Source organism: Pseudomonas sp. Root71, assembly GCF_001429045.1.
Classification (GTDB): Bacteria; Pseudomonadota; Gammaproteobacteria; order Pseudomonadales; family Pseudomonadaceae; genus Aquipseudomonas; species Aquipseudomonas monachiensis.
Genome location: NZ_LMHY01000029.1, coordinates 460,219 through 484,574 on the forward strand (window position 1 = coordinate 460,219; position 24,356 = coordinate 484,574).

Consider the following 24,356-nt stretch of genomic DNA (forward strand, 5'->3'; position numbering starts at 1 on the left):
GCCTGATATCCAAAAAATACCTGGTCGCATTGTATGCCGTCTGTTATTCGGTACCTTTCCTTGGTCTTGTGAGTAGTCTGTGGGGTAACACCGTTACCCTTTGGCCCATTGGGGACTATGATTTTTATCTGGATGACTTGTTGGTATTCCGACTTTCGCTCGTCTGGTTTCTTGGTGTTGCTGGTGGACTCATTGCCCTTCTAATGTCGTTTTTGGTGCCGCCCCGAAGTTTGCACCCGCACCGAGAAACTTTTTTTTCCCCGTTGGACTTTAAGTTGGCCGGTGGAATTTTCCTTGTGTTGTCCACATTTTTCATTGTTTTCAGGCTTGTAAGGCCGGACGTGATGCTTGAAATGTTTGCGGGTGTCGAGTCAGTGGTGGTTTTTTCCATTATTGCGATCGTTGCTTTGGCATTGTCCTACCCATCCAGATTGATGTTTATGGTGTCTGTCACCCTGGTGATGTCCTATTGTGTTGCCAACGCAATGACCGGGGATCGGGACTTTGTTGTACTGGTTGTTGCTGCCATTATCGGGTTGATGTTTCGCTATAATCAATTTATCAAGTTAAAAACTCTATTTTTTGTTGCTGCGTTCATGACCCTTCTGCTCGTCAGTGGTGTTGTTGTTTCAATGAGCCGAATGGACGTGGACTTAACGGCGGACAACATTACGCAGTATTTTTTGTTCAATTCCTGGAATGCGATAATTTTACCGCTCGTTCAGCAGTTAACCAATTTCTGGGATGGGGAGCACCTACGTTACGGTCAGACCTACCTCGACATGTTTCTTTCGCTGGCGCCATCACCTTTCTATTCGGCTTTGGGCATGGAGAAGCCCATTGTGGTGGATAATCCTGCCCTCTGGTATTACATTACCGGGCTCGGTGGCATTCACGTTGCCGGTGTTGCTTTTGAAAATTTCGGACTGTTTGGTGTCTTCATGAATGGATTCATCAGTGTCTGTTTCTTGCGGTTGATCGACTCGCGCTGCCGCGAGGACGATTTTTTGCGAATTTTCTTATATATGCTTTGTGCCGCGACAGTCATGCACTGGGTTTGGTATGGCGAAATATATTTGCTGAATTCATTGGTTTTTTATGTGATGGCATTAGGATTATTCCTCACTATGAAGCTCGTGCGGGTTTTGAAGTGAGCTTAAATACTTTTACTGGATTGAGAGAATAGGTATGTGCGGAATTGCGGGAGTTGTCGGGTGGAAGTTGAATCAGCAAAACGCCGTTGCCGTTGGCAAGATGGTGGATGCGCTGATGCATCGCGGTCCCGACGATGGAGCAGTTTGGTCAGATGCCGATAGTGGAATTTCGCTGGGGCACCGACGGCTTTCGATCCTGGAGTTGTCGGTACATGGAAGTCAGCCGATGATTTCCGATGACGAGCGCTTTGTTATTGTTTTTAATGGTGAAATATATAACTTCAATGAACTGCGCGAAAAGCTGATTGAGTCCGGTTTGACGCGTGTTTGGCGTGGTCACTCTGATACAGAAGTGTTGTTGGCTGCAATCGGTGCGTGGGGTGTACAAAAAACCCTCGAGAACCTGGTGGGTATGTTTGCCTTTGCTGTCTGGGATAAGGTTTCCAAGACGGTTACTTTAGCCCGAGACAGAATGGGCGAGAAGCCACTTTATTACGGTGTAGTGGGCGACCGTTTTGTCTTTTCCTCTGAATTGAAGGCAATCAAGGCGGCATTTGGCAGCGATCTGAGAATTGATCGTCATGCGCTAGCGAAGTTCGTAAGGTATGGCTATGTTCCGGCTCCGGAATCTATCTACGAAGGCATTAAGAAGTTACAGCCCGCGCATTACTTGAGTGTTGGCTCATTTTCCAGCGTGGCAGAGCCCGTTTCCTACTGGTCGCTACCGGCGGCTGGCGAGCTAAGAGAAGAGCTGTCGCAGGCCAGCGATAAGGAAGTAGTAGACGTTGTCGGTGAAAGATTGTCTGCTGCTGTAAAATCGCAGATGATCGCCGATGTTCCACTTGGGGCATTTTTGTCGGGCGGTGTCGATTCAAGCTTGATCGTTTCGTTGATGCAGTCGCAAAGCTCTACCAGCATCAACACTTACACGATCGGCTTTAACGAACCTGAGTTTGATGAGGCACCTTACGCTAAAGCTATTGCCAAGCACCTGGGGACTAACCACACCGAATTTTATCTGGGCGCCGACGATGCTGTTTCTATAATTCCGCACTTACCGGAAATATACGACGAGCCTTTTGCTGACTCCTCTCAAATTCCGACAATCCTGGTCTCCAGGATGACAAAACAGCATGTATCCGTAGCCTTGTCCGGTGACGGCGGAGATGAGCTTTTTGCCGGATATCCCCGCTATCAGATCACAGCAGGACTTTGGGCGCGCATAGAAAAGCTGCCTTTGCCCGCACGCCAGATCATGGCCTATTCACTTCGCTCGCTTTCGTCCAAAGGCTGGGACAGCGTCTGTTCGGTTTTGCCTGGCAGCCTTCGGGCCAAGGTCAATGGTCGGCGTATTTACCGAATGTCCGAGTTGTTGGGTTCTGAAAATCTGGCGCAAATGTATACCGGTTTGATGTCGCAGTGGCAGGCGACCGACAATGTGGTCCTGGGTGTCGATGCGCAACATCAAGGCGTTGCTTCCTGGGAGTCGGCAGTTGATTACGTCGAGGAAATGCGACGCTGGGATGTCTCTCAGTATTTGCCTGATGACTTGCTGGTTAAAGTGGACCGTGGAGCGATGAGCGCAAGCCTGGAAACCCGCGCGCCACTGCTTGATCATCGAGTGGCGGAACTCGCGTTTTCCCTGTCGTCAGACCAGCTGATAAAGAATGGCGTGGGGAAATGGCCACTTCGCGAGCTTCTTAAGCGATACGTGCCGACTTCATTCTTCGATAGACCCAAGGCGGGCTTCTCTATCCCACTGGCGCAGTGGTTGCGTGGGCCTCTGAAAGAATGGGCGGAGGAGTTGTTAACGGAGGAGCGACTCAAGAGAGAGGGCTACTTCGATTGTCAGAAAATTCGCTCGGCATGGCTCCAGCATCAGAATGGAACATACGATCGGAGTCTTCATTTGTGGAATATTCTAATGTTCCAATCCTGGCTCGATAAAAATAGCCACTAATTTAGATTGAGCAAAAGGTTTTCCATGAAGATAGTTTTCAATGCGCTCTCTGCCCGTCTTGGTGGAGGTCAGACATATCTGATCAATCTTTTTCAGTTCGTACCTGACAATGCGGACCTTGAGATTCTGGTTTTCGCCCCAGCGTCACTCAAGCTGCCGGATCACCCGAGGATCAGAAGGGTCGAACCAGCGTGGCCCACTGAAAATCCAATTGTCAGAGCTGTGTGGGAGCGGTGGGTACTGCCCGGTATTTTGAAGGCCGAGAAGGCTGACGTGCTGTTTTGTCCCGGTGGCGTAGTGGGTACTTCTGTGCCGGCAGGTTGCAAGGTTGCGACCATGTTTCGGAATATGATTCCATTTGACTTGCGAGTACGCAAAAGCATTCCGCTTGGGTTGCAGCGCCTGAGAAACTGGTTGTTGAATCGTATTATGCTGAAGAGCATGCGCGATGCGGATTTGACGATATATATTTCCAATTACGCACGAAGTGTCATTGAATCACTGACCAGGATCAAGAATCCAGTTACGATTCCTCACGGAATTGGCTCGGTATTTCGGACTCACGGTGATGATGCCGTTCCTCGGCCGGATTTTTTGCCAGCGGGTGAATATGTTCTGTACGTGTCGAGATTTGATGTTTACAAACATCATTATGAGGTGGTTAGTGCTTATGCAAACTTGCCAGCTGAACTTCGTGAAAAGTTCCCCTTGGTTCTGGTTGGCGAAGTAAACCTGCCCGAAGCCGAGCGGGTAAAGTCTCTGATTGCAACGCTTGGCCTCGAAGCGCACGTGCTGTTGCTGGGAGCTATTCCCTATCAGAGTCTTCCTCCTCTTTATCATCACGCCTATCTGAATCTGTTTGCTTCATCGTGCGAGAACTGCCCTAATATTATGCTCGAAGCGCTTGCTTCTGGCCGGCCGATGATCTGCTCGAACGTAATGCCGATGCCGGAGTTCGGAGCGGATGCAGCTCTGTATTTTTCTCCGTTTGATCCAGAAGATATAGGCCGCGTATTGTCTGAGGCGTTAACGAGTCCTGATCTTTTGAAGAAACTGTCCGTTGCGGCAGTGACTCAGAGCGATAAGTTTGACTGGGAAAAAACCTCAAGAAAAACATGGTCAGAACTGTTGGCGCTGGCCGTGTGCCCGAAAAAAGGTGTTTGATAAATGAAGGTTCTTGTGGTGTCGCAATATTTTTGGCCAGAGTCTTTTATTGTCAATGATTTGGTCAAAACTTTATCTGCTCAAGGCCACGTCGTAAAGGTCCTTACCGGAAAGCCCAACTATCCGGATGGCGCCGTCTTTAATGGCTATAGTGCTTCCGGGGCACAAGAGGAAAAATTCGAGTCCTCCGTCAGTGTTTTCCGCGCACCACTTAGACCTCGTGGTGCTTCGGGTGCAAAAAACCTCGTGTTGAACTATTTGTCGTTTATCCTGAATGGCTTGATGTACTACCCCCGAGCAGTAAAAGGGGAGGCTTATGATGCGATTTTTGTATTCGCGCCATCTCCAATTACATCGGTAATCCCGGCGATTTACTTGAAGTGGAAACTCAAGAGTCATCTGGCTGTATGGGTTCAGGATCTCTGGCCGGAGAGCCTGAGTGCGACCGGGTTCATCAAGAACAAAGCAATATTGCGCGTTGTGGGCTGGCTGGTGAAAGGCATTTACGCTTTCGTCGATACGCTTCTTGTTCAGTCGAGGGCATTTCGAGAGCCGGTCTCCCGTTACGCCAGCCCTGGCAAGGTCGTGTATTACCCCAACTCATTTCAGGACGTACCGCCGAGTGTTGAAGAAGCCCGGATTCCCGCACCCTTGCTCGCGGAACTCGACAACCATTTCTGTCTGGTTTTTGCCGGAAACCTGGGGACCGCGCAGTCGGTCGAAACCCTCGTTGAGGTAGCTGACAGGCTTCGCCATCTGTCGGAACTCAGGATTGTTCTGGTCGGAAGCGGCAGTATGTCGGGCTGGATCGAAACCCAGAAGAAGTCCCGCGGTTTGGACAACCTGGTTCTCGCCGGACGCTTTGCGGCCACTGAAATGCCGCATTTTTTCAGTCGCGCCGAGGGATTATTGGTGACGTTGAAGCAGGATGAGGCGTTCTCCTATACCATCCCCAGTAAAGTTCAGGCGTACCTGGCAGCGGGGAGGCCGATTATCGCCGCGCTGGACGGCGAGGGCGCGCGCGTCATTCAAGAGGCGGGAGCCGGCCTGACTACCGCGGCGCAAGACGCCGAAGGTATGGCCAATTGCATCGAGCAACTTTTCCGCATGACTTCGGATGAGCGGGAATCGCTGGGGCAGGCAGGTCGGGCGTACTACCTCGAGCATTTCGAAATGGAGCGGCAAAGCCAGCGTCTGGTCGAAATTCTCAGTAGCAGGATCAATGAATTAAAAGGTAGCTCAAAATGAAAGTTCTCGTGTTAGGGGTCACCGGAATGCTGGGTAGCACAGTGTTCAGGCAATTCCATGGAAACCCGCACTACGAGGTGTGGGGCACTTTGCGCAATCCAGGTGGCGCAAAATACTTTTCTGAGGACATGCACAGTTCGTTGATCAGCAATGTCGATGTGCTTGACCAGGATTCGCTGGTTTCGGTGCTGGCACGGGTCAAGCCGGATGTCGTCATCAACTGCGTCGGGCTCATCAAGCAATTGGCCGATGCCAAGGATCCGCTTTCCGCACTCCCTATCAATGCCATGTTGCCGCATCGCATTGCCAAGTTGTGCGCGTTGGCCGGTTCCCGCCTGATTCATATCAGCACCGATTGCGTATTTTCTGGCCGCAAAGGCATGTACGCAGAGGAGGATATCTCCGATGCAGAGGATCTCTACGGTAAGTCCAAGTACATCGGTGAGCTGCACACGGATCTGAATGCCGTCACCCTGCGGACCTCGATCATTGGTCACGAACTGGGGAGCCAGTATTCACTGGTGGACTGGTTCCTGTCCCAGAGCGGGCCGGTCAAGGGGTATGAGAAGGCCATTTTCTCGGGACTTCCTACCGTAGAGCTGGCGCGTGTCATTCGCGACTACGTGATCCCGAACCCACAGCTTCATGGCCTTTACCATGTGTCGGTGGCGCCGATTGACAAGCTCTCTCTTCTGAAGCTGGTAGCGGAAGTTTACGAAAAGGAAATCGAGATCATCGCCGATAGTCAAGTTTCTATAGATCGCTCACTGGACTCCTCGAAGTTTCAGGCTGCAACCGGTTACGTTCCACCTTCATGGTTGGAATTGGTTAAATCGATGCGTGCGTTGCGTTGATCATTTAATTCAATCAGTTTTGGGAAGGTCGTTATGTTCGATAATAAAGTTTTGATGATCACGGGCGGTACCGGCTCGTTTGGCCATACGGTGTTGAAGCGTTTCCTGGATACCGACGTAAAAGAAATTCGCGTATTCAGCCGTGACGAGAAAAAGCAGGAAGATATGCGCATTGCCTTGTCGAACGACAAAGTGAAGTTCTATATCGGTGACGTACGTGATCGCGATAGCCTTGACCAGGCTATGGTGGGGGTGGACTACATTTTCCACGCCGCCGCGCTGAAGCAGGTGCCTTCCTGCGAGTTTTACCCAATGGAAGCGGTGCGTACCAACGTCATGGGTACCGAAAACGTTCTGAATGCGGCCATCGCTTCGGGTGTACAGCGCGTTGTTGTGCTCAGCACCGACAAGGCTGTTTATCCGATCAATGCGATGGGTATTTCCAAGGCCATGGCTGAGAAGCTGATGGTTGCCAAGTCGCGGATGATTCCCGCGACAGGTCCGGTGATCTGCGCAACCCGCTACGGTAACGTCATGGCATCCCGTGGTTCGGTGATCCCGCTGTTCATCAATCAGCTGCAGAGCGGCGAGCCGCTGACTGTCACCGACCCGAACATGACACGCTTCCTGATGTCGCTCGAGGATTCTGTCGATCTGGTTCTGCATGCGTTCGAGCACGCCGAGCAAGGTGATATTTTCGTCCAGAAAGCACCTGCCTCGACAGTGGCGGACCTGGCGCAAGCGCTCAAGGAACTGTTCGCCCGTGACAATGCCGTCAAGGTCATTGGTACTCGCCACGGCGAAAAACTCTACGAGTCGCTGATCTCTCGTGAAGAAATGGCCAAGGCCGAAGACATGGGACGCTACTACCGTATTCCTTCGGACAATCGCGACCTTAACTACAAGAAGTTTTTTGTTGAGGGCGAACAGGAGATTTCCGATCTCGACGACTACACCTCCCACAACACTGAGCGTCTTGATGTAGAGGGCGTGAAGAAAGTTCTGTTGAATCTGGAATACATTCAGGAGCAACTTGATGCTTAAGGTCATGACGCTGGTTGGTACGCGACCAGAACTTATCAAGATGAGCCGCGTTATTGCCGAGCTTGATAAGCAGGTTAATCATGTATTGGTTCACTCGGGCCAAAACTACGACTTCGAATTGAATCAGGTTTTTTTCGATGATCTCGAAATTCGTAAACCTGATTACTTTCTGGGTGCCGCCGGTGATACCGCAGCCAAGACCATTGCCGAAGTGATTTCGAAGGCGGATGAAGTATTCGAGGCTGAAAAGCCTGATGCGCTTCTGCTCTATGGCGATACCAATACCTGCCTGGCCGTCATTGCTGCCAAGCGTCGGAAGATTCCGGTGTTCCACATGGAGGCCGGTAACCGCTGCTTTGACCAGCGCGTCCCTGAAGAACTGAATCGCAAGGTGCTCGATCACCTCAGCGATATCAACATGGTCCTCACCGAGCATGCCCGGCGTTACCTGATCGCGGAAGGGATTCGTCCTGAAACCATCATCAAGACCGGGTCGCACATGGAGGAGGTGCTCGACTATTACATGCCGAAAATCCTCACCTCCGACGTGCTGGCACGAGAAGGCCTGGAGCAGGACAAGTTCTTCATCATCAGCGCCCACCGTGAAGAAAACGTCGATACGCCGGAGAATCTTCGCGACTTGCTCAAAACGCTGCGAGCCCTGGCGGACAAGTATCAGTACCCCATCATCGTTTCTACGCATCCTCGTACCCGCAAGCGTCTGGAAGCGATCGGGGAATCGCTGGACCACCCTCTGATTCGCTTCTCGAAGCCATTCGGCCTGCTCGACTACATCAAGTTGCAGATGTCGGCGTTCTGCGTACTGTCCGACAGCGGCACCATCACCGAGGAAGCCTCTCTTCTGAATTTGCCTGCCATTACCATTCGTAATGCGCACGAGCGTCCGGAGGGGATGGACGAAGGCACTCTCATCATGAGTGGCCTGAAAGTCGAGGGCGTTCTCGATGCCGTACGTGTGGTAACCAGCCAGCATGATCGTACCCAGCGTGTTATCCCGGTTGTGAGGGATTACCAGGCAGGGCCTGTGTCGAAGCAGGTAGTTCGGGTCGTGTTGAGTTACACCGACTACATCAATCGTACTGTCTGGTCGAAATCCTGAGCGTCGTCGAGGTTTGAAAAATGCGTGTTTTATTGACAGGTGCTACGGGTTTCGTTGGTCGTGCGGTATTGGGTCGTTTAGCTGCCTCTGACGACCTGGAACCGGTGGCAGCCATTCGTGGGCACGCCCTGCCTGACTGTCCTTCGCGCGTTACTACCGTTCGAACCGCCGGGCTCAGTGCTGATACCGACTGGTCGCAGGCGCTGGATCAAGTGGAGGTTGTCATTCATGGCGCGGCTCGCGTTCACGTCATGAATGACACCGAATCCGATCCGCTGGAGGCGTTTCGCAAGGTGAATGTCGAAGGCACGCTAAGCCTAGCAAGGCAAGCCGCCGCGCTGGGTATTCGTCGCTTCGTGTTCATCAGTTCGATCAAGGTCAATGGCGAAGGTACGCCGATCAATCAGCCGTACTTCGCCGACGCGACACCCGCGCCTGGCGATCCGTATGGCATTTCGAAAATGGAGGCCGAGCAGGGGCTGCGAGAGATTGCTGGCGTCAGCGGGATGGAAGTGGTCATCATCCGTCCGGTGCTCGTTTACGGCCCGGGTGTGAGAGCCAACTTTCTGAATATGATGCGTTGGCTGGACAAGGGCATTCCCTTGCCGTTCGGGGCTATCCATAATCGGCGCAGCCTGGTCGCGCTCGAAAACCTGTCCGATCTGATCGTCACCTGTATCCGTCATCCAGCCGCCGCCAATCAGACCTTTCTCGTCAGCGATGGTGAGGACTTGTCCACGACACAGTTGCTGACGCGGATGGCGCAGGCATTGGGTAAACCTGCACGCTTGTTGCCTGTGCCGAGCATATTGCTTGAGCGGGGGGCGCAACTTCTGGGCAAACAGGCTTTGTCGCAACGACTGTGCGGATCGTTGCAGGTCGATATCAGCAAAACTCGAGAATTGCTGGGTTGGGCTCCTCCGGTCAGCGTCGATGAGGCGCTTGCGTCGACTGCCAATCACTACAAGGAAAGCCAGCGCCAAGCTGGCTTATGACAGTGCCGGTTCAATTGCAGAATTGATTTTGGCTGTTTCAGGAAGTTGACCTTTGAACACAATATGGTTGTTGGCGTTGGTGGTGGGTGTTTCATTCTTGGGCACAGGTGCATTGCGCAAATACGCATTGGCACGCAGCTTGATAGATATTCCTAATGCGCGTAGTTCACATTCGGTTCCGACCCCCCGGGGTGGTGGTGTGGCTATCGTCCTGAGTTTTCTGATTGCGCTGCCTGTCCTGGCCTGGACAGATGCGCTTGCCTGGCCGATGGCGCTGGCTCTGCTGGGGGCTGGCGGCTGGATCGCAATCGTTGGTTTTCTCGACGACCATGGGCATATCGCCGCGCGTTGGCGCCTGCTTGCGCATTTCGGTGGTGCCATCTGGGCATTGTTCTGGATTGGGGGGATAGCTCCGATCAATATGTTCGGTTTCGAGTTCAGTCTCGGCTGGTTCGGTTATGTCATCGCCGCGTTCTATCTGGTCTGGATGCTCAACCTCTACAACTTCATGGATGGCATTGATGGTCTGGCCAGCGTCGAGGCGATTTGCGCCTGTGTCGGTGCTTGCCTGGTCTACTGGATCGCAGGCCACACCAGCCTCGCCATTGCGCCGCTTGTACTGGCGATGGCCGTATCGGGTTTCCTTGCCTGGAATTTCCCGCCCGCGAAGATCTTCATGGGCGATGCAGGCAGTGGTTTTCTGGGGATCGTGTTGGCGGTGATGTCGCTTCATGCGGCATGGACGAATCCACTGTTTCTCTGGGCCTGGCTCATTTTGTTGGGCGTCTTTATTGTTGATGCGACCTTTACCCTCATTCGTCGGCTGTTGCGCGGGGATAAGGTTTATGAGGCCCATCGCAGCCATGGATACCAGTATGCTTCACGAAAATATGGCAGCCATCGGGCGGTCACGCTGGCAATCGCTGCAATCAATTTGTTGTGGTTAGTACCAGTGGCTATATTGGTCGTCCTGCAATATCTCGATGGCGTGGCGGGGTTGGTCCTGGCCTACGTGCCTCTGGTGTTGCTGGCTTTCAGGTTTCACGCAGGCGAGTTGGAAATCGCTGGCAAGGCGTGATGGGCGCATTGGTTTTTGAGTATTGCTTTATCGGCAAGTGAGTTACCGAAAGCTGTAGTTGCTGTATCAATGCTAGGAGCTTCGAGAGGTGTTTAGAGGGGTTATGGATAAGATTCGGGCAAGGTTGTTAAGTCTGCCAAGACGACATAAACGTATTCTGCAGGTTCTGACGGATATTTTGTTGGTCTGGTTTGCCCTGTGGATGGCGTTTGTCGTGCGTCTTGGGCTGGACGAGTTGATCAACCCGTTCACTCAGCACGTCTGGCTTTTTGTCAGTACACCTGTCATTGCCATTCCTCTTTTCGTCCGCTTTGGCATGTACCGTGCTGTCATGCGTTACTTTGGAAATGACGCGCTGATTGCCATTATCAAGGCAGTGACACTGTCATCCTTGATACTTGGCGTTGTAGTGTACTGGTACAGCAATCATCAAAACGTCGTTCCTCGTTCGATCATTTTCAACTATTGGTGGTTGAGCCTGATCATGGTCGGCGGATTACGCTTGGCCATGCGCCAGTATTTCATGGGCGACTGGTTCAGCGCAGCTCAGCATGTCCCGTTCACCAGCAGGGATGATGGTCTGCCGAAAGTGGCCATCTACGGCGCGGGAGCCGCGGGTAATCAACTGGTTGCTGCATTGCGGATGGGGCGCGTCATGCGGCCTGTTGCTTTTATCGATGACGATAGCGGTATCGCCGACAGGGTGATCTCCGGGTTGCAGGTGTACACGCCCAAGAACATCCAGCAGATGATCGACAACACGGGCGCTCAGGAAATTCTCCTCGCCATTCCATCGTCCAACCGTGGGCGCCGTCGCGAGATTCTCGGGTTTCTCGAAGGCTTTCCGTTACACGTTCGAAGCGTCCCGGGTTTCATGGACCTGGCAAGCGGCCGGGTCAAGGTCGATGATATCCAGGAAGTGGACATCGCAGACCTGCTCGGGCGTGACGCAGTCCCGGCCCAGGCTGATTTGCTCGAACATTGCATCACAGGGCAGTCCGTGCTGGTCACGGGCGCCGGGGGCTCCATTGGCTCCGAGCTTTGCCGGCAGATTCTGACGCTGCGTCCGACAACGCTTCTACTGTTCGAACACAGTGAGTTCAATCTTTATTCCATCTTGTCCGAACTGGAGCAGCGGATCGCTCGAGAGTCGCTGTCCATCCGTCTTTTACCGATTCTCGGGTCGGTTCGTAACCCGGACAAGTTACTGGATGTCATGAAAACCTGGCGAGTAGACACGGTATATCACGCCGCGGCCTACAAGCATGTACCCATGGTCGAACACAACATTGCCGAAGGCGTGCTCAATAATGTGATAGGCACGCTCAATACGGCCCAGGCCGCGCTCCAGGCAGGGGTGGCCAACTTTGTACTGATTTCCACCGACAAGGCTGTGCGACCAACCAATGTCATGGGTAGCACCAAGCGCCTTGCCGAGTTGACGTTGCAAGCGCTGAGTCGTGAGTTGGCCCCGGTGTTGTTCGGTGATACGGGTAATGTTTCCCGTGTGAACAAAACGCGCTTCACGATGGTACGGTTTGGTAACGTCCTGGGATCGTCGGGTTCGGTCATTCCGTTGTTTCACAAGCAGATCAAGTCGGGCGGCCCGCTGACGGTCACACATCCGAAGATCACGCGATACTTCATGACCATTCCTGAAGCGGCACAGCTGGTGATTCAGGCTGGCTCCATGGGGCAGGGTGGTGATGTCTTTGTCCTGGACATGGGCGAGCCGGTGAGGATCGTCGAACTGGCCGAGAAGATGATCCATTTGTCCGGCCTGAGCGTGCGCTCGGAAAAAAACCTGCATGGCGACATCGCTATCGAGTTCACCGGGCTGCGTCCGGGCGAGAAGCTTTACGAAGAGCTGCTGATCGGTGACAACGTGGCGGCCACCCAGCACCCGATGATCATGACGGCCAACGAGGACCACCTGTCCTGGGATTCGCTGAAGGTCAAGTTGACCGAGTTGCTCGCCGCCGTGGATCAGGACGACTACACGCGCGTCCGCCAACTGTTGCGTGACACTGTCAGCGGCTACACCCCGGACGGTGAGATCGTCGACTGGATCTACCAGCAGCGCCGCCTGGAACCCTGATTGTTTCATATCCAGTAACGTACACATTTTTGACAGTTCAATAGCATCGCCTAAGTTTGGAGAGCAGCCTTGGAAAAAGCTGCTTTCCCAAACGATGGCATGGAGCTTCACTAATGCGTACAAGCAGTTTCTACTCTCTGGTATTCGCCCTTCTCACCAGCGCCTCTGTTACGGCAAGCGCCGCGCCTGTCAAGGCACCTGAGGTGACGAGTGCGCCTCTGGTGCAGGATGTGGCCGCCAAGGCACCATCCGGCAAAGTCGATCTCAATAGTGCTGATGTACCTACGCTGCAACGTGAGCTGGCTGGGGTGGGCGAGGCCAAGGCGAAAGCGATTGTTGCTTATCGTGAAAGTAATGGTGCGTTTGCCTCAGTTGACGAATTACTGGAGGTGAAGGGGATCGGCAAAGCGCTTCTGGATAGAAATCGCGACAGGGTCGAGGTGAACTAGCGGGTTCATCAAGCAAAAAAAGGCCGATCATTGATCGGCCTTTTTCTGTAGCGGGATTCATGCCCGGCGGTACAACCCGTTGTTGTCGGTCATCCGCATTCAGGCAAAGAACAGGTCGGTATTGTTCAGCAAGGTGGTCTGGCCAAGTAGCGTGATGTTGCCACCGTGAGCGCCATCACCCGCGGTGTCGAAGGTCACAACCAGCCCGTTGTCTTGCAGCGTTTGCGTCACTGACTTGGTAGTCGTCCAGCCATAGATATACAGGGTGTCTTCGCCTTGTTTGAAGTCCTGGATGGTGTCCGCGCCAGAGCCTGCGTTGAATGCGAAAACATCTCGCCCTTTTCCGCCAATCAAGAGGTCGTTGCCGGTGCCACCGACGATGAAGTCGCTGCCGTTTCCTCCAGCCAACACGTCGTTACCATCTTGGCCGTATAGCGAGCAATTTGCATCCGAGTGAGACTGGATGATGTCATTGCCACTGTTTACTCCGCTGGTGCTGCCAGCCAGTTCTGCGCCCTGTGTGCCGACGTAGAGGATTTTGTCTGCTGCACTGCCACCGTAGATTTTATCGGCGTACCCGGAACCAGGATTGCCGGCGACAGCCGTTGTGTTGAAGCCTTTGAGCGGGTCAGCGTTGAAAACAAACGTAGTGTCGTTGGTGGTGAGCAGCGTCGTACGGCCTTCGATCAGCATCCCGCCATCAAAACGTGCATCGCCATCGGTGTCATAGCGAAGATAGACGCCGTCCGAGGTCAGCTTCTGGTCAATCCTGAAATTGAACTCTTTTTCCGAAATTTGCGTACGGCCGGTGCCGCCGGTGCCGCTGACGCCGAGGAAAACCACTTGATCGGCACCTACACCGAAGCTGTCGATGGTGTCGTTGAAGCCATCGCCCTTCGAAAACACGTACTGGTCTGCACCGTAACCACCAGACGTGTAGTCATCGCCAGTGCCGCCGACCAGAAGATCTGCCAGTTGCCCGCCAATCAGGACGTCATTGCCCTCATTACCGTAAAGTTGACCACCGGAAAAACGTAGCGCGAGCGTGTCATCGCCCGCTCCCCCGATGAGCGTAGCGAACACCGGGCTGAGTGAACTGCCATCATATGAAATGAAGTCAGCGCTCGAGGTGCCGGTGACCGTGGCTCTCCCGTTGTTGGTGACGGCGTTGCTATCTGTAAGATGCGTGACGGTCAGATCGCCAACGCCGCTTGCTACCGTATAGTCAAAGACACCGCTCAGAGAGTTGGCAATGCTGGCAAGCAAGGTATCACTCAGACTGTCGTTACTGGTATAGAGCTTATGCTCCGTTGTGATTATTTGCGCAGCATATAGATTAGCCAGGCGCAAGGCTTCTGCACCTGTCTCCGACCATCCGGATTCAGTTGCATTATTAGGGATGAAGTATTCAACGTCGTCTGCATTCATCATGTCCTTGACACCGACACGCTCGCCCGTGCGAACGTCGGTGTAATAGACGTTATAGTCCGCGTCCTGGATTTCCCACTTGTTGGTTGTGGTATTAAAAATTTCAAGGTACGTATGTCCCTGAAAGTACCCTTGGGTGTCTGAGTACGTCCAGATGGTGCGTTTTTGCAGGCCAAGTTCCGCGCACAGGCCGCTGAATATGTTAACCATATTGCCGCACAGAAGTTCCGCGCGTTCGGCAGTCGGATCGCCTGTGACGGTTTTGTAGATTTGCTCGGCGGTATAGAAGGGGTCATTGCCGTGGGCAACCCACCAGGCACCATTCGAGTGAGTTGTATTGGTGGACAATAGTTCGCGGGCAACGTCTTGCAGCAATGCGCCGGTTGCCGAAGCTTCTTCCCGGACGATATCGGCGAGTAAAGAAAAATAATTGATCAAAAGTGACTCCATGTTGATTGGGTGGCCGCTCCCGATATCCGAATCGTTCTGCAAACGGCGTTGCTGGCCAAAATTTCACATATGTTACAGTTCTTTGGCCAGTATGTTAAAGAAGCATTCTCAACTATAGCGCAATTATAAATCTCCAGAGATCAAGGACCCGCGCGGCTCGTCGACTGCATTGCAACGCCAGGATGCTGGCAATTTCATTCTGCAAGCCGTGCTCAGGTGATACACTCGCGCGCCCCGCAACGCCCGATCAACACACTAGGTTGTCAGTTCCCAGATGATACGCAGTACACCCGAAAACAGCCTGCAAGTAGCCCTGAGGGCCTGCAGGAGCAGCTTTATATCGGTGGGTTTTTTCAGTCTGTTCATCAATGCACTGATGTTGGTCCCGACCTTCTACATGCTTCAGGTCTACGGGCGGGTCGTCACGGGCGGCAGCCTGACGACGCTGGCCATGTTGACCATTATCCTGACCTTCCTGCTCGTGACGATGGGTCTGCTGGAGTGGGTACGTTCGCGGATCATGGTTCGCGTCAGCACCAGGCTCGACGTGTTGCTTGGCCGCGATGTCTACAGGGCCAGTTTCAAGCGGGCCCTGGACAGCGGTGGCATGGATGCCTCGGCCCAGTCGCTCAGCGACCTGACCGGGCTGCGCCAGTTCATGTCCGGGAACGGTCTGTTCGCGTTTTTCGATGCGCCGTGGCTGCCGATCTATATCGCAGTGCTGTTCCTGTTTCACCCTTGGTACGGCTGGACGGCAATCGGTTGTGCGGTGGTTTTGCTGGCGTTGGCCAGTATCAATGAGCGATCCACGGGCAAAGTTCTGGCAGAGGCCAACAAGCAGAGCATTGGTGCGACGCTGCATACCACCAAGAACTTGCGCAATGCCGAAGTGATCGAGTCCATGGGCATGCTTGACTCACTCATGTCACGCTGGAGTCTGCGTCAAAAGAACGTGCTGCTGTTGCAGTCCCGAGCCAGCGATCGAAGCGGGATCATCACATCGATATCCAAGACTTTCCGTTTGCTTGTTCAATCTCTGATCCTTGGCCTTGGTGCTTATCTTGCAGTCAGCCATGAGATCAGCCCTGGGCTGGTGATCGCAGGCTCCGTGTTGTTGGGTCGAGCGCTGGCGCCGCTGGACCTGATGATCGGCAGTTGGAAGGGGTTCATCTCTGCCCGTTCACAATACGCGCGCCTGAACAGCGTTCTCGACCAGCAAAATGCCGAACCTGAGCGTATGCAATTACCCGCTCCAATCGGCCATGTGACGGTAGAGAACCTCACGCTGGGTGCTCCGGGATCAAGAAGCCCGATCATCAAAGGCATCGGCTTCAACGCGCCAGCAGGCGCGATGATCGGTGTTGTCGGCCCTAGCGCCTCCGGCAAGTCGACGCTTGGCAAGGCCTTGATGGGTGTGTGGAAGCCACAGAATGGGGTCGTTCGTCTGGATAGCGCCGATATTGCCAATTGGGACAAAAGCCAATTGGGGCCGCACCTTGGGTATTTGCCGCAAGACATTGAATTGTTCGAAGGCACTATCAGCGACAACATCGCGCGTTTCGGTGTCGTTGATCCGGACCAGGTGGTGCTGGCGGCCAGGACCGCCAGTGTCCATGAAATGATTCTGATGCTGCCCAATGGCTACGATACGGTCATCGGCGAGGGGGGCATCAATCTGTCGGGTGGGCAACGTCAGCGTATCGGACTGGCCCGGGCACTCTATGGCAGCCCGCGGCTTATCGTTCTGGATGAGCCGAACGCTCATCTGGACGAAGTTGGCGAGCGTGCACTGGCGTTGGCGCTGCAACAGTTGAAACTCACGGGGGCGACGGTCTTCGTCATCGCCCACCGGACCTCGATCCTGGCCCAGCTCGACCGCTTGCTGGTGATGAACGCTGGCACCATCAGCCTGTATGGCCCGCGGGATCAGGTCCTCGCACAACTCAATGCGCCTCAATTGGCCGCTCAGCAGAAGCCGGCTGCCCGGGCCGGCACAGACGTCGCGTCGACCGACGTTTGACAGGAAACTCTCGATGAACCGTACGCTCGCTACTCCTGCCGATACTTTCGCAGATCTGCCCACGTCCGACAGATCCGTACGCCGAACAGGATTTTTCATTGTATTGGTGACGTTCGGCCTGTTCGGCGGGTGGGCGACGTTTGCCCCACTTGATGGCGCGGCCTACGCGCCGGGCGTCGTTACCGTGCAAACGTATCGCAAGACCGTGCAGCATCTGGAGGGCGGCATCGTCAAGGATCTGCTTGCCCATGACGGCGATGTGGTGAAGAAGGGCGACCCGATCATCGTTCTCGATGACGCTCAATTGCGCTCCGAATACGAGATGACCCGTAGCCAGTTGATCGCTGCCAGGACGGCCGAGGCGCGGTTGCTCGCCGAGCGCGATAACCTTCCGACAATTGCCTTCCCGAGCGATATCAATTCCGATAGTCAGCGCAGTGTCGAGGCGCGTTTCGGCGAGACTCAGGTATTCAACGCGCGGCGTAGCTCGCGACTTGGGCAAATCTCGGTCCTGCAAGAGCGCATTGGTCAGTTGAACCAGCAAATCAAGGGAACCGACACCATGATCGGTACCAAGACCAGCTTGCAGGAATCCTACAGCGGCGAAATTGCCGAGTTGAAAGAGTTGCTGGCCCAGGGTTTTGTCGACAAACAGCGGATGCTGGAACAGGCGCGCAAGCTGGACTTGCTCAAGTCTGAGGTGGCGGATCACCGCTCGACAAATATCAAGACCAGGTTGCAGATCAACGAAACCCAGTTGCAGATCCTGCAGATCGACAAAGACTTCAACGCCGACGTTACCAAGCAGTTGGCAGAGACCCAGACCAAGGCCTACGACCTGCAGGAAAAAGCCTCGGCGCTGGAGGATCGCCTGAGCAGGGTGATTATTCGCGCTCCGGAAGACGGGATGGTGATTGGCATGACGGTCCACACCATCGGTGGCGTTGTGCGACCCGCAACGCCCTTGCTGGATATCGTTCCATCCGTTTCCGACCTGGTGGTCGAGGCACAGGTCTCACCCAATGACATCGACCGAATCGCTATCGGCAAGTTGGCGGACATTCGCTTCAGTGCCTTTAACACGGCCACGACACCGGTCATCGAAGGTCGAGTGACGAGTGTATCCGGCGATCGCTTGATCAACGAGAAAACCAGTGCACCGTACTATCTGGCCCGCATCAGCGTGACAGGGGAGGGCGCGCGGAAACTGGGAGATCGCAAGTTGTTGGCGGGCATGCCGGCAGACGTATTGATCAACACCGGAGAGCGCACCATGCTGCAATACCTGATGCAGCCGGCACGTGACGTTATTGCCCAGTCAATGATCGAGGAGTGATCGTGCGTCTGATTCCCTGCCTGGTTTTGGGTTCAATGGCATTGCCTGTCCACGCCGCTGAAGTTCCCACCGCCCCCCCCTCTATCACTACGCCGCAAACAGCTTCGGTCAGTAAACAGAGCTACTCGGTCGACTTGATGCAGTTGTACCGCGAGTCGCGCCTGGAAGACCCACGGGTGATCTCCTCTTACTCCAAGGCTCAATCCGGGGTCGAGCAGCAAAACCAGGCGTTTGGCAGTCTGTTGCCTTCAGTGACGGCCAACGCGGGTTTCAACCGGATCAAACAGTCCAATCTTCAAATCGACGAGGCCTACGACAGTCGCAACTATTCGGTGGGGTTGACCCAACCGTTGTACAACAAGGCTGCCTGGGAAAACTACCAGCGCTATAAAAGCCTGGCAAAGCAGGCTGACTCCGAATCAAAAGAGGCTCAGGCCGAGGCCACTGTGGATCTTGCACAGCGATATTTTGCCGCGCTGGCTGCCGATGATGAACTTGAATTGGTGCGGGCCGAACGCAGGGCTACCCAGAAGAACCTCGACAGGGTCAGTGCGCTTTACAGCAAACAGTTGGCGATGGTGACCGATTTGCTGGATCTCCAGGCCCGAGTTGATTCGCTGGCGGCCCAGGAAGTCGAAGCGCGTAACCAGTCCAGCCTGAGCCGTGTTGCGTTGTCGGAAATTATCGGACGGCCGGTCAAAGAGAAACTGAGTCGTGTGCGTAATGACGTCGAATTGAAAGTGTCTGCCGAAAGCCTGGAAAGTTGGGTCAATTTGGCGATCGCCGACAATCCGGCGATCAAGGCCAGCGAAAATGCACAGGACGCAGCAGAGGCTGCCCTGCGCGAAGGTAAGGGCGGGCACTATCCCACGGTCAATCTGAACCTGAGTGCGCAGCAGACCAATGAAGGCTACAACAATTCGTTGGCGCCACAGACCGACAGCTATGTCGCGGGTGTGGGAGTACAGATTCCGATCTATAGCGGTGGCACGACATCCGCGCGGGTAAGGCAGCTGTATCAGGATCAGCTCACCGCAGAACAGCAATTGGTCGCGACGCGCCGCCAAGTGGTCAAGGAAACGACAAACGCGTATTTGACTGCAGACTCAAGCGTGGAAAAGATCCACGCAAACCGCAATGCACTGGCCTCGGCCGAGCAATCGCGCATTGCGGCTGAAAAAGCATTTACCTATGGCGTGGTTAATGCCGTGGATGTTTTGACCGCGGTACAGAATGAATTCAAGGCACGTCGCGATCTGCTCAAGACTCAATACGACTTTATAACCAACCTTTTTATCCTGAATCGCTGGGCCGGAAAGTTGTCGGAAGAAAGTGTCGAAAGCGTCAATCTCTGGTTGAGTGGAAATGATCAGGCGATCACTTCACCAGAGACGCTGCGGGAATAAGTTGTCGTCCGTTAAATGCTCTTTGCGTAGCTAAAGCTATTGGTCGAGTCGGGCTGCGCTTGAAGGGAAAGCGCAGCCCTCGACAATTAACGACGAGGTGAATGCAGTGACAGAACGGCGCGACGAATGATGGCGACACCCAGGCCGAGTATGAATCCAAAGATCAGGCCAAATCCAACGATCAGGGCTTTCTTCGGTTTTATAGGCGCTTGAGGTTCCATTGCATCTTTATCAACATTGACCAGCTTTAACTGATCGAAGTTTACATTCAGTTGCTTCAGGTGAGTCAGCTCACCGCTGATGTCCGCGAAGTCCTTGATAAACAACTCAGGATGATTCCGCTCTTTGAGAAGTACTGCTTCGCGGTTGGTAGCCAGCAGGCTGAGCTCTTTTTGAATCTCATCGATACGCGGCTCGGTGAAGTCATCGGAATGACGAGCTACCAAGGTGGCACGCTCTGCTTCCAGTGCCGCTTGTCCCAGGAAGTACAGGGGTATTTTCTGATTGTTGACTTCCGTGCGGATCATGTTGCCCTGATGGGCTTGCTCTCCATCTCCCAGCGCCGAGGGCGTGGTGGGTTTTACAATTCCGAGTTTCTTGGCGATGACGATGGCTTCATCAAGTTCTTTGATGCGGTTTTGTCTGCGGCTTTGCAGTTGTTGGCGCAGCGCTTTGAGTTCGTCTTGAAGTACTTGCTTTTTTAGCTGATCTTTTTCCAGCAAATGGGCAACTTTGGAATCTTTTTCCGCCTCATAAGCGGACTTTTTCGACTCCAGTTTCTTTTCAGTCTGATCGATGCGGTTGGCAATCAGTATTTTTAAGTTTGACGCAACTTTTTCCTTTTCACCTTTAACGACGAAGTCGGTAAAGTCTCTCAAGATGCCTACGCCATCTATGCCCTGAGGATACCTGAGGCTAAGGCCAACGGCTTCGGAAAGGCTGGAGCTTTTTTTAGGATCAATTTTTTCAAGCGAAAATGCTCTTTCGTTGAACCTTTCAAATGTGTTCTCAATGGATTGCCCTGGTGCCTGCAATGGCGCAAGGTACTGCGGGTTGGCCTGGAAGAACTTCAGGCGAACATCATAAGACTGCATTGAAGAACCGATGTTGTTCAGCGCGTCTTTTGGCAGCAGTTTATAAAGTCCGGACTCATTCAGTTCGTCCAGGTCCGCCAGTGGGACAGGTCGGACATAAGTTTCAACTTCATATTCTGGAGTTGCCAGCAAGGCATAGGAAATAGCGGCGGTAACGGTCAGTGCAGTAAACAATAAAACAATCGCCCTTTGATCCCAAAGGCTGCCGATAAGCTCCTTTACTTCAACGACTTCATGTCGGGGGGTATCAATAGTGTTTACTGGAATGTTCATCACGCGCTCTAAAAATTTGGACAGACTTTCCAGAATACATCTGAAAATTGCCGTCATCTAGGTTAGAAAACTTTACATTTGGTTATATTTTTTGGATTTTCCAGCATTTGTTAGCAAACAGCAAGGGTGAGAAACAGTCGCGGATGCGAACACGGTCGCGGCTCAGACATCACCTTGACGGCCCTATGGGCTGGCCTCCTGTCACCCTGTGAGCGTTCAAAGCGCGCTGCTCATTCGCCCCACCGTTTATCGGTCGCTCGCAATACCGTTCGCTCCATCCCATAGGCTCGATGGGATTTCATTCTCATTCCGGGGCTACTCTCATTCTGGCCGGGTTACCGACGAGAACCCTCCGTTGCTCGATCAATTAAAATTACGGCTATCATATATTGGTAGAATTATGGCTATAATAAAATAGCTCGCGTCGAAGTGCTTTCACGTCGGGCGTCCTTCAGCATTTTTCAGGAGCACCATCATGAATTCAGTTCAGCCCCAAGGTACGGCCCTCGTCACCGGCGCGTCTTCCGGTATCGGGGCGGTGTACGCCGAGCGTTTGGCAGCCCGTGGTTTTGATCTGTTGCTGGTGGCTCGTGACGAGCCGCGACTGGAGGCTGCGGCGATCAAGCTGCGCTCGGAGCATGGGATCAAGGTGGAAGTGCTGTCGGCGGATCTCACCCGGAAGGAAGACGTGCTACAACTCGAACAGCGGCTACGCAGCGATTCGAGTATCAGTCTGTTGCTCAATAACGCCGGTGTGGCGGCGGATGGGCTGTTGGCCAATGCCGATACCGATCAACTGGAGCGAATGATTCAGTTGAATATCACGGCAGTCACGCGATTGGCCTCGGCGGCTGCGGCCAGCTTTACCAAGGCCGGGCGCGGCACGATCATCAATATCGCATCGGTGGTGGCATTGTTTCCCGAGCGTTTCAATGCGACTTACAGCGCCAGCAAGGCCTATGTATTGAGCTTGACTCAATCGTTGAACGCCGAGCTGAATGGTACCGGGGTGAAGATCCAGGCGGTGCTGCCCGGTGTGACACGAACCGAGATCTGGGAGCGCTCCGGTATCGATGCTTCGCAAATTCCCGCGGAAATGGTGATGGAAGCAGGAGAGATGGTCGATGCTGCGTTGTCGGGTCTGGATCAGGGTGAGTTGATCACTATTCCTTCGTTGCCTGATGCGGCGGATTGGGATGCGTTCGTGGCGGCGCGTCATGTGATGGCGCCCAATCTTTCCAAAAGCAAGGCCGCTGCCCGTTATCGGTAAGCGTCATCAATCGGCTTGAGGTGTGTCTGGTATGAGTGATCGTCGAGTGGTTGTAACTGGCATGGGCCTGGTGTCGCCGCTGGGAAGCGGTGTCGAAGCTGTCTGGGCGCGGCTGTTGGCCGGTCGTTCCGGGCTGCGCAATTTACCGCAAGAGGTGGTTGCCGATCTGCCGGCCAAGGTCGGCGGTGCAGTGCCCGCGCTGGCGGATGATCCGGAGGCGGGGTTCGATCCGGACCGGGCAACCCCGCCCAAGGAACAGAAGAAGATGGACCGCTTCATTTTGTTCGCCATGGAAGCGGCGCGTCAGGCACTGGAGCAAGCCGGCTGGCAAGCGCTGGATGCCAATGCCCAGGAGCGCACGGCCACCATCATCGGTTCAGGTGTGGGTGGTTTCGGCGCGATCGCCGACGCGGTGCGCACCACCGATAGTCGTGGGCCGAGACGTTTGTCTCCATTCACCATCCCTTCATTCCTGGTCAACCTCGCGGCAGGTCATGTGTCGATCCAGCATGGCTTCAAGGGGCCATTGGGTGCACCGGTCACGGCATGCGCTGCCGGCGTTCAGGCGATTGGCGACGCAGCGCGGCTGATTCGTACGGGTGAGGCGGACATCGCGGTGTGCGGCGGTGCAGAGGCAGCGATCGATCGGGTCAGCCTGGCCGGGTTTGCGGCTGCTCGCGCCTTGTCCAGCGCTTACAACGACACGCCTGAACGCGCTTCGCGACCTTTCGACAGTGGTCGCGATGGTTTTGTCATGGGAGAAGGGGCCGGGCTGCTGGTCATCGAGTCTCTGGACCATGCGCTGGCCCGGGGCGCCCAGCCCTTGGCGGAGCTCGTCGGCTACGGCACCAGCGCCGATGCCTATCACCTGACCGCCGGTCCCGAGGACGGCAACGGTGCGCGGCGGGCGATGTCGTTGGCATTGGCTCAGGCTGGTGTTTCTCCGGCTCAGGTTCAGCATCTGAATGCTCATGCAACCTCGACTCCGGTGGGGGATCTGGGTGAACTGGCGGCGATCAAGGCGTTGTTCGGTGCGCAAAATGGTATTGCCGTGACATCGACCAAGTCGGCGACCGGGCATTTGCTCGGTGCAGCAGGGGGAATCGAGGCGATCTTCACGCTGCTGGCGATCCGTGACCAGGTTGCACCAGCGACACTCAATTTCGAGAACCCGGACCCTGCCACTGAAGGAGTGGATATCGTTCATGGCAAAGCGCGGCCAATGGCCATCGAGTATGCGTTGTCCAACGGCTTCGGATTTGGTGGGGTCAATGCCAGTGTACTGTTCAAGCGTTGGCAGGGTTAATCCTGCGAGTGCTTGAGGTGTTCGCGTGCGATGTCGAGAATCCGTTGGGCAAACCCGACGTCGGCCACGCTGCGCGATAACAGCAAGGCGCCGACCAGCGTAGACATGATGACGATGCTGCGCTCGGCGGTGCGCTCACCCTCAAGGGTATGCTGGATCTGATCGAGTCGCGCCTGGAGCACGACGTCGCTGGTCGGACTCGGTTGACCACGCAGCCCCAGTTCCGAAGAAATGGTCAGCAGCGGGCAGCCTTCGTGGGGAGAGGTTTGATGCCATTCGGACAGGTAAGCGTCGATGAAGGCTTTGAGTGGCTGTTCCTCGGCGAAGATTTGCGCACACAGCTCGTCGACTTGTGCACCGGCCTCCTGCAAGGCTTTCTCTACCAGTTCGTCTTTGGACTTGAAGTGCGAGTAAAAGCCACCGTGAGTCAGGCCCAGTGCTTTCATCAGGGGTTGCAGCCCGGTCGCGCCGATACCGTCGCGTCGGAATCGCGCTGAAGCTTCCTTGATAATGCGTTGGTGGGTCTGGGCTTTATGGTCCTGCGAGTAACGCATCTGATATCTCCGCATCAATGCGCCATATTAACCAATGAAAATTGCATGGTGACTG

The 24,356-nt window shown here is 54.4% G+C and carries 19 protein-coding genes; 16 read left to right on the forward strand and 3 right to left on the reverse strand.

Features of this window, described 5'->3' with window-relative positions; genetic code table 11:
• The first annotated feature begins 140 nt into the window (after positions 1-140).
• The 11 genes from ASD95_RS25905 (at position 141) to ASD95_RS25955 (ending at position 13,164) form a co-directional block, all read left to right on the forward strand.
• Positions 141-1,154, forward strand: coding sequence for a hypothetical protein (locus ASD95_RS25905; RefSeq protein ID WP_156385851.1), 1,014 nt, complete (start codon positions 141-143; stop codon positions 1,152-1,154).
• A 34-nt stretch (positions 1,155-1,188) separates the two neighbouring features.
• Complete coding sequence (gene asnB / locus ASD95_RS25910; RefSeq protein ID WP_056727153.1) at positions 1,189-3,114, forward strand: asparagine synthase (glutamine-hydrolyzing); 1,926 nt, start codon at positions 1,189-1,191, stop codon at positions 3,112-3,114.
• A 24-nt stretch (positions 3,115-3,138) separates the two neighbouring features.
• On the forward strand, positions 3,139-4,278 hold the full coding sequence (locus ASD95_RS25915) for a glycosyltransferase family 4 protein (RefSeq protein WP_056727152.1): 1,140 nt from the start codon (positions 3,139-3,141) through the stop codon (positions 4,276-4,278).
• A 3-nt stretch (positions 4,279-4,281) separates the two neighbouring features.
• The gene (locus ASD95_RS25920) at positions 4,282-5,526 is read left to right on the forward strand and encodes a glycosyltransferase family 4 protein (protein WP_056727151.1); all 1,245 of its coding nucleotides are present in this window, start codon (positions 4,282-4,284) and stop codon (positions 5,524-5,526) included.
• On the forward strand, positions 5,523-6,380 hold the full coding sequence (locus ASD95_RS25925) for a dTDP-4-dehydrorhamnose reductase family protein (protein WP_056727150.1): 858 nt from the start codon (positions 5,523-5,525) through the stop codon (positions 6,378-6,380). Before ASD95_RS25920 ends, ASD95_RS25925 begins: the two co-directional genes overlap by 4 nt.
• A gap of 33 nt (positions 6,381-6,413) precedes the next feature.
• Positions 6,414-7,424, forward strand: a complete 1,011-nt coding sequence (locus ASD95_RS25930; protein WP_056727149.1) for a polysaccharide biosynthesis protein — start codon at positions 6,414-6,416, stop codon at positions 7,422-7,424.
• Positions 7,417-8,544: a non-hydrolyzing UDP-N-acetylglucosamine 2-epimerase gene (wecB, locus tag ASD95_RS25935; RefSeq protein WP_056727148.1), complete on the forward strand. Its 1,128-nt coding sequence runs from the start codon at positions 7,417-7,419 to the stop codon at positions 8,542-8,544. Before ASD95_RS25930 ends, wecB begins: the two co-directional genes overlap by 8 nt.
• Before the next feature lie 20 nt (positions 8,545-8,564).
• Positions 8,565-9,539, forward strand: coding sequence for a UDP-glucose 4-epimerase family protein (locus ASD95_RS25940; protein ID WP_082563015.1), 975 nt, complete (start codon positions 8,565-8,567; stop codon positions 9,537-9,539).
• A 52-nt stretch (positions 9,540-9,591) separates the two neighbouring features.
• Positions 9,592-10,617, forward strand: a complete 1,026-nt coding sequence (locus ASD95_RS25945) for an MraY family glycosyltransferase (RefSeq protein ID WP_056727147.1) — start codon at positions 9,592-9,594, stop codon at positions 10,615-10,617.
• A gap of 103 nt (positions 10,618-10,720) precedes the next feature.
• A complete protein-coding gene (locus ASD95_RS25950; RefSeq protein ID WP_056727146.1) occupies positions 10,721-12,715 on the forward strand; it encodes a polysaccharide biosynthesis protein in 1,995 nt (664 codons plus the stop codon).
• Positions 12,716-12,828: 113 nt separating this feature from the next.
• Positions 12,829-13,164, forward strand: a complete 336-nt coding sequence (locus tag ASD95_RS25955) for a ComEA family DNA-binding protein (protein ID WP_056727145.1) — start codon at positions 12,829-12,831, stop codon at positions 13,162-13,164.
• 99 nt (positions 13,165-13,263) lie between these two features.
• Here ASD95_RS25955 and ASD95_RS25960 read toward each other — a convergent pair whose 3' ends face one another.
• Complete coding sequence (locus ASD95_RS25960; protein ID WP_056727144.1) at positions 13,264-15,030, reverse strand: calcium-binding protein; 1,767 nt, start codon at positions 15,028-15,030, stop codon at positions 13,264-13,266.
• A 289-nt stretch (positions 15,031-15,319) separates the two neighbouring features.
• Between ASD95_RS25960 and ASD95_RS25965 the strand changes: the two genes are divergently transcribed.
• Genes ASD95_RS25965 through ASD95_RS25975 form a run of 3 tightly spaced genes read left to right on the forward strand, consistent with a single transcriptional unit; the run spans position 15,320 to position 19,804 of the window.
• A complete protein-coding gene (locus ASD95_RS25965) occupies positions 15,320-17,062 on the forward strand; it encodes a type I secretion system permease/ATPase (RefSeq protein WP_056727443.1) in 1,743 nt (580 codons plus the stop codon).
• A 13-nt stretch (positions 17,063-17,075) separates the two neighbouring features.
• Positions 17,076-18,398: an HlyD family type I secretion periplasmic adaptor subunit gene (locus tag ASD95_RS25970; RefSeq protein ID WP_056727143.1), complete on the forward strand. Its 1,323-nt coding sequence runs from the start codon at positions 17,076-17,078 to the stop codon at positions 18,396-18,398.
• 35 nt (positions 18,399-18,433) lie between these two features.
• The gene (locus ASD95_RS25975) at positions 18,434-19,804 is read left to right on the forward strand and encodes a TolC family outer membrane protein (RefSeq protein WP_082563024.1); all 1,371 of its coding nucleotides are present in this window, start codon (positions 18,434-18,436) and stop codon (positions 19,802-19,804) included.
• Positions 19,805-19,890: 86 nt separating this feature from the next.
• On the opposite strand, the gene ASD95_RS25980 is transcribed toward ASD95_RS25975, so the two are convergent.
• Entirely contained in the window at positions 19,891-21,171 is a 1,281-nt protein-coding gene (locus ASD95_RS25980; RefSeq protein ID WP_056727142.1) for a Wzz/FepE/Etk N-terminal domain-containing protein, read from the reverse strand.
• A 475-nt stretch (positions 21,172-21,646) separates the two neighbouring features.
• Here ASD95_RS25980 and ASD95_RS25985 point away from each other — a divergent pair, with 475 nt between their 5' ends.
• Both ASD95_RS25985 and fabF read left to right on the forward strand, forming a co-directional pair.
• Complete coding sequence (locus ASD95_RS25985; RefSeq protein WP_056727141.1) at positions 21,647-22,441, forward strand: SDR family NAD(P)-dependent oxidoreductase; 795 nt, start codon at positions 21,647-21,649, stop codon at positions 22,439-22,441.
• A 31-nt stretch (positions 22,442-22,472) separates the two neighbouring features.
• The gene (fabF, locus tag ASD95_RS25990) at positions 22,473-23,747 is read left to right on the forward strand and encodes a beta-ketoacyl-ACP synthase II (RefSeq protein ID WP_056727140.1); all 1,275 of its coding nucleotides are present in this window, start codon (positions 22,473-22,475) and stop codon (positions 23,745-23,747) included.
• On the opposite strand, the gene ASD95_RS25995 is transcribed toward fabF, so the two are convergent.
• Entirely contained in the window at positions 23,744-24,301 is a 558-nt protein-coding gene (locus ASD95_RS25995) for a TetR/AcrR family transcriptional regulator (protein WP_056727139.1), read from the reverse strand. The genes fabF and ASD95_RS25995 overlap by 4 nt on opposite strands.
• Positions 24,302-24,356 lie beyond the last annotated feature (55 nt).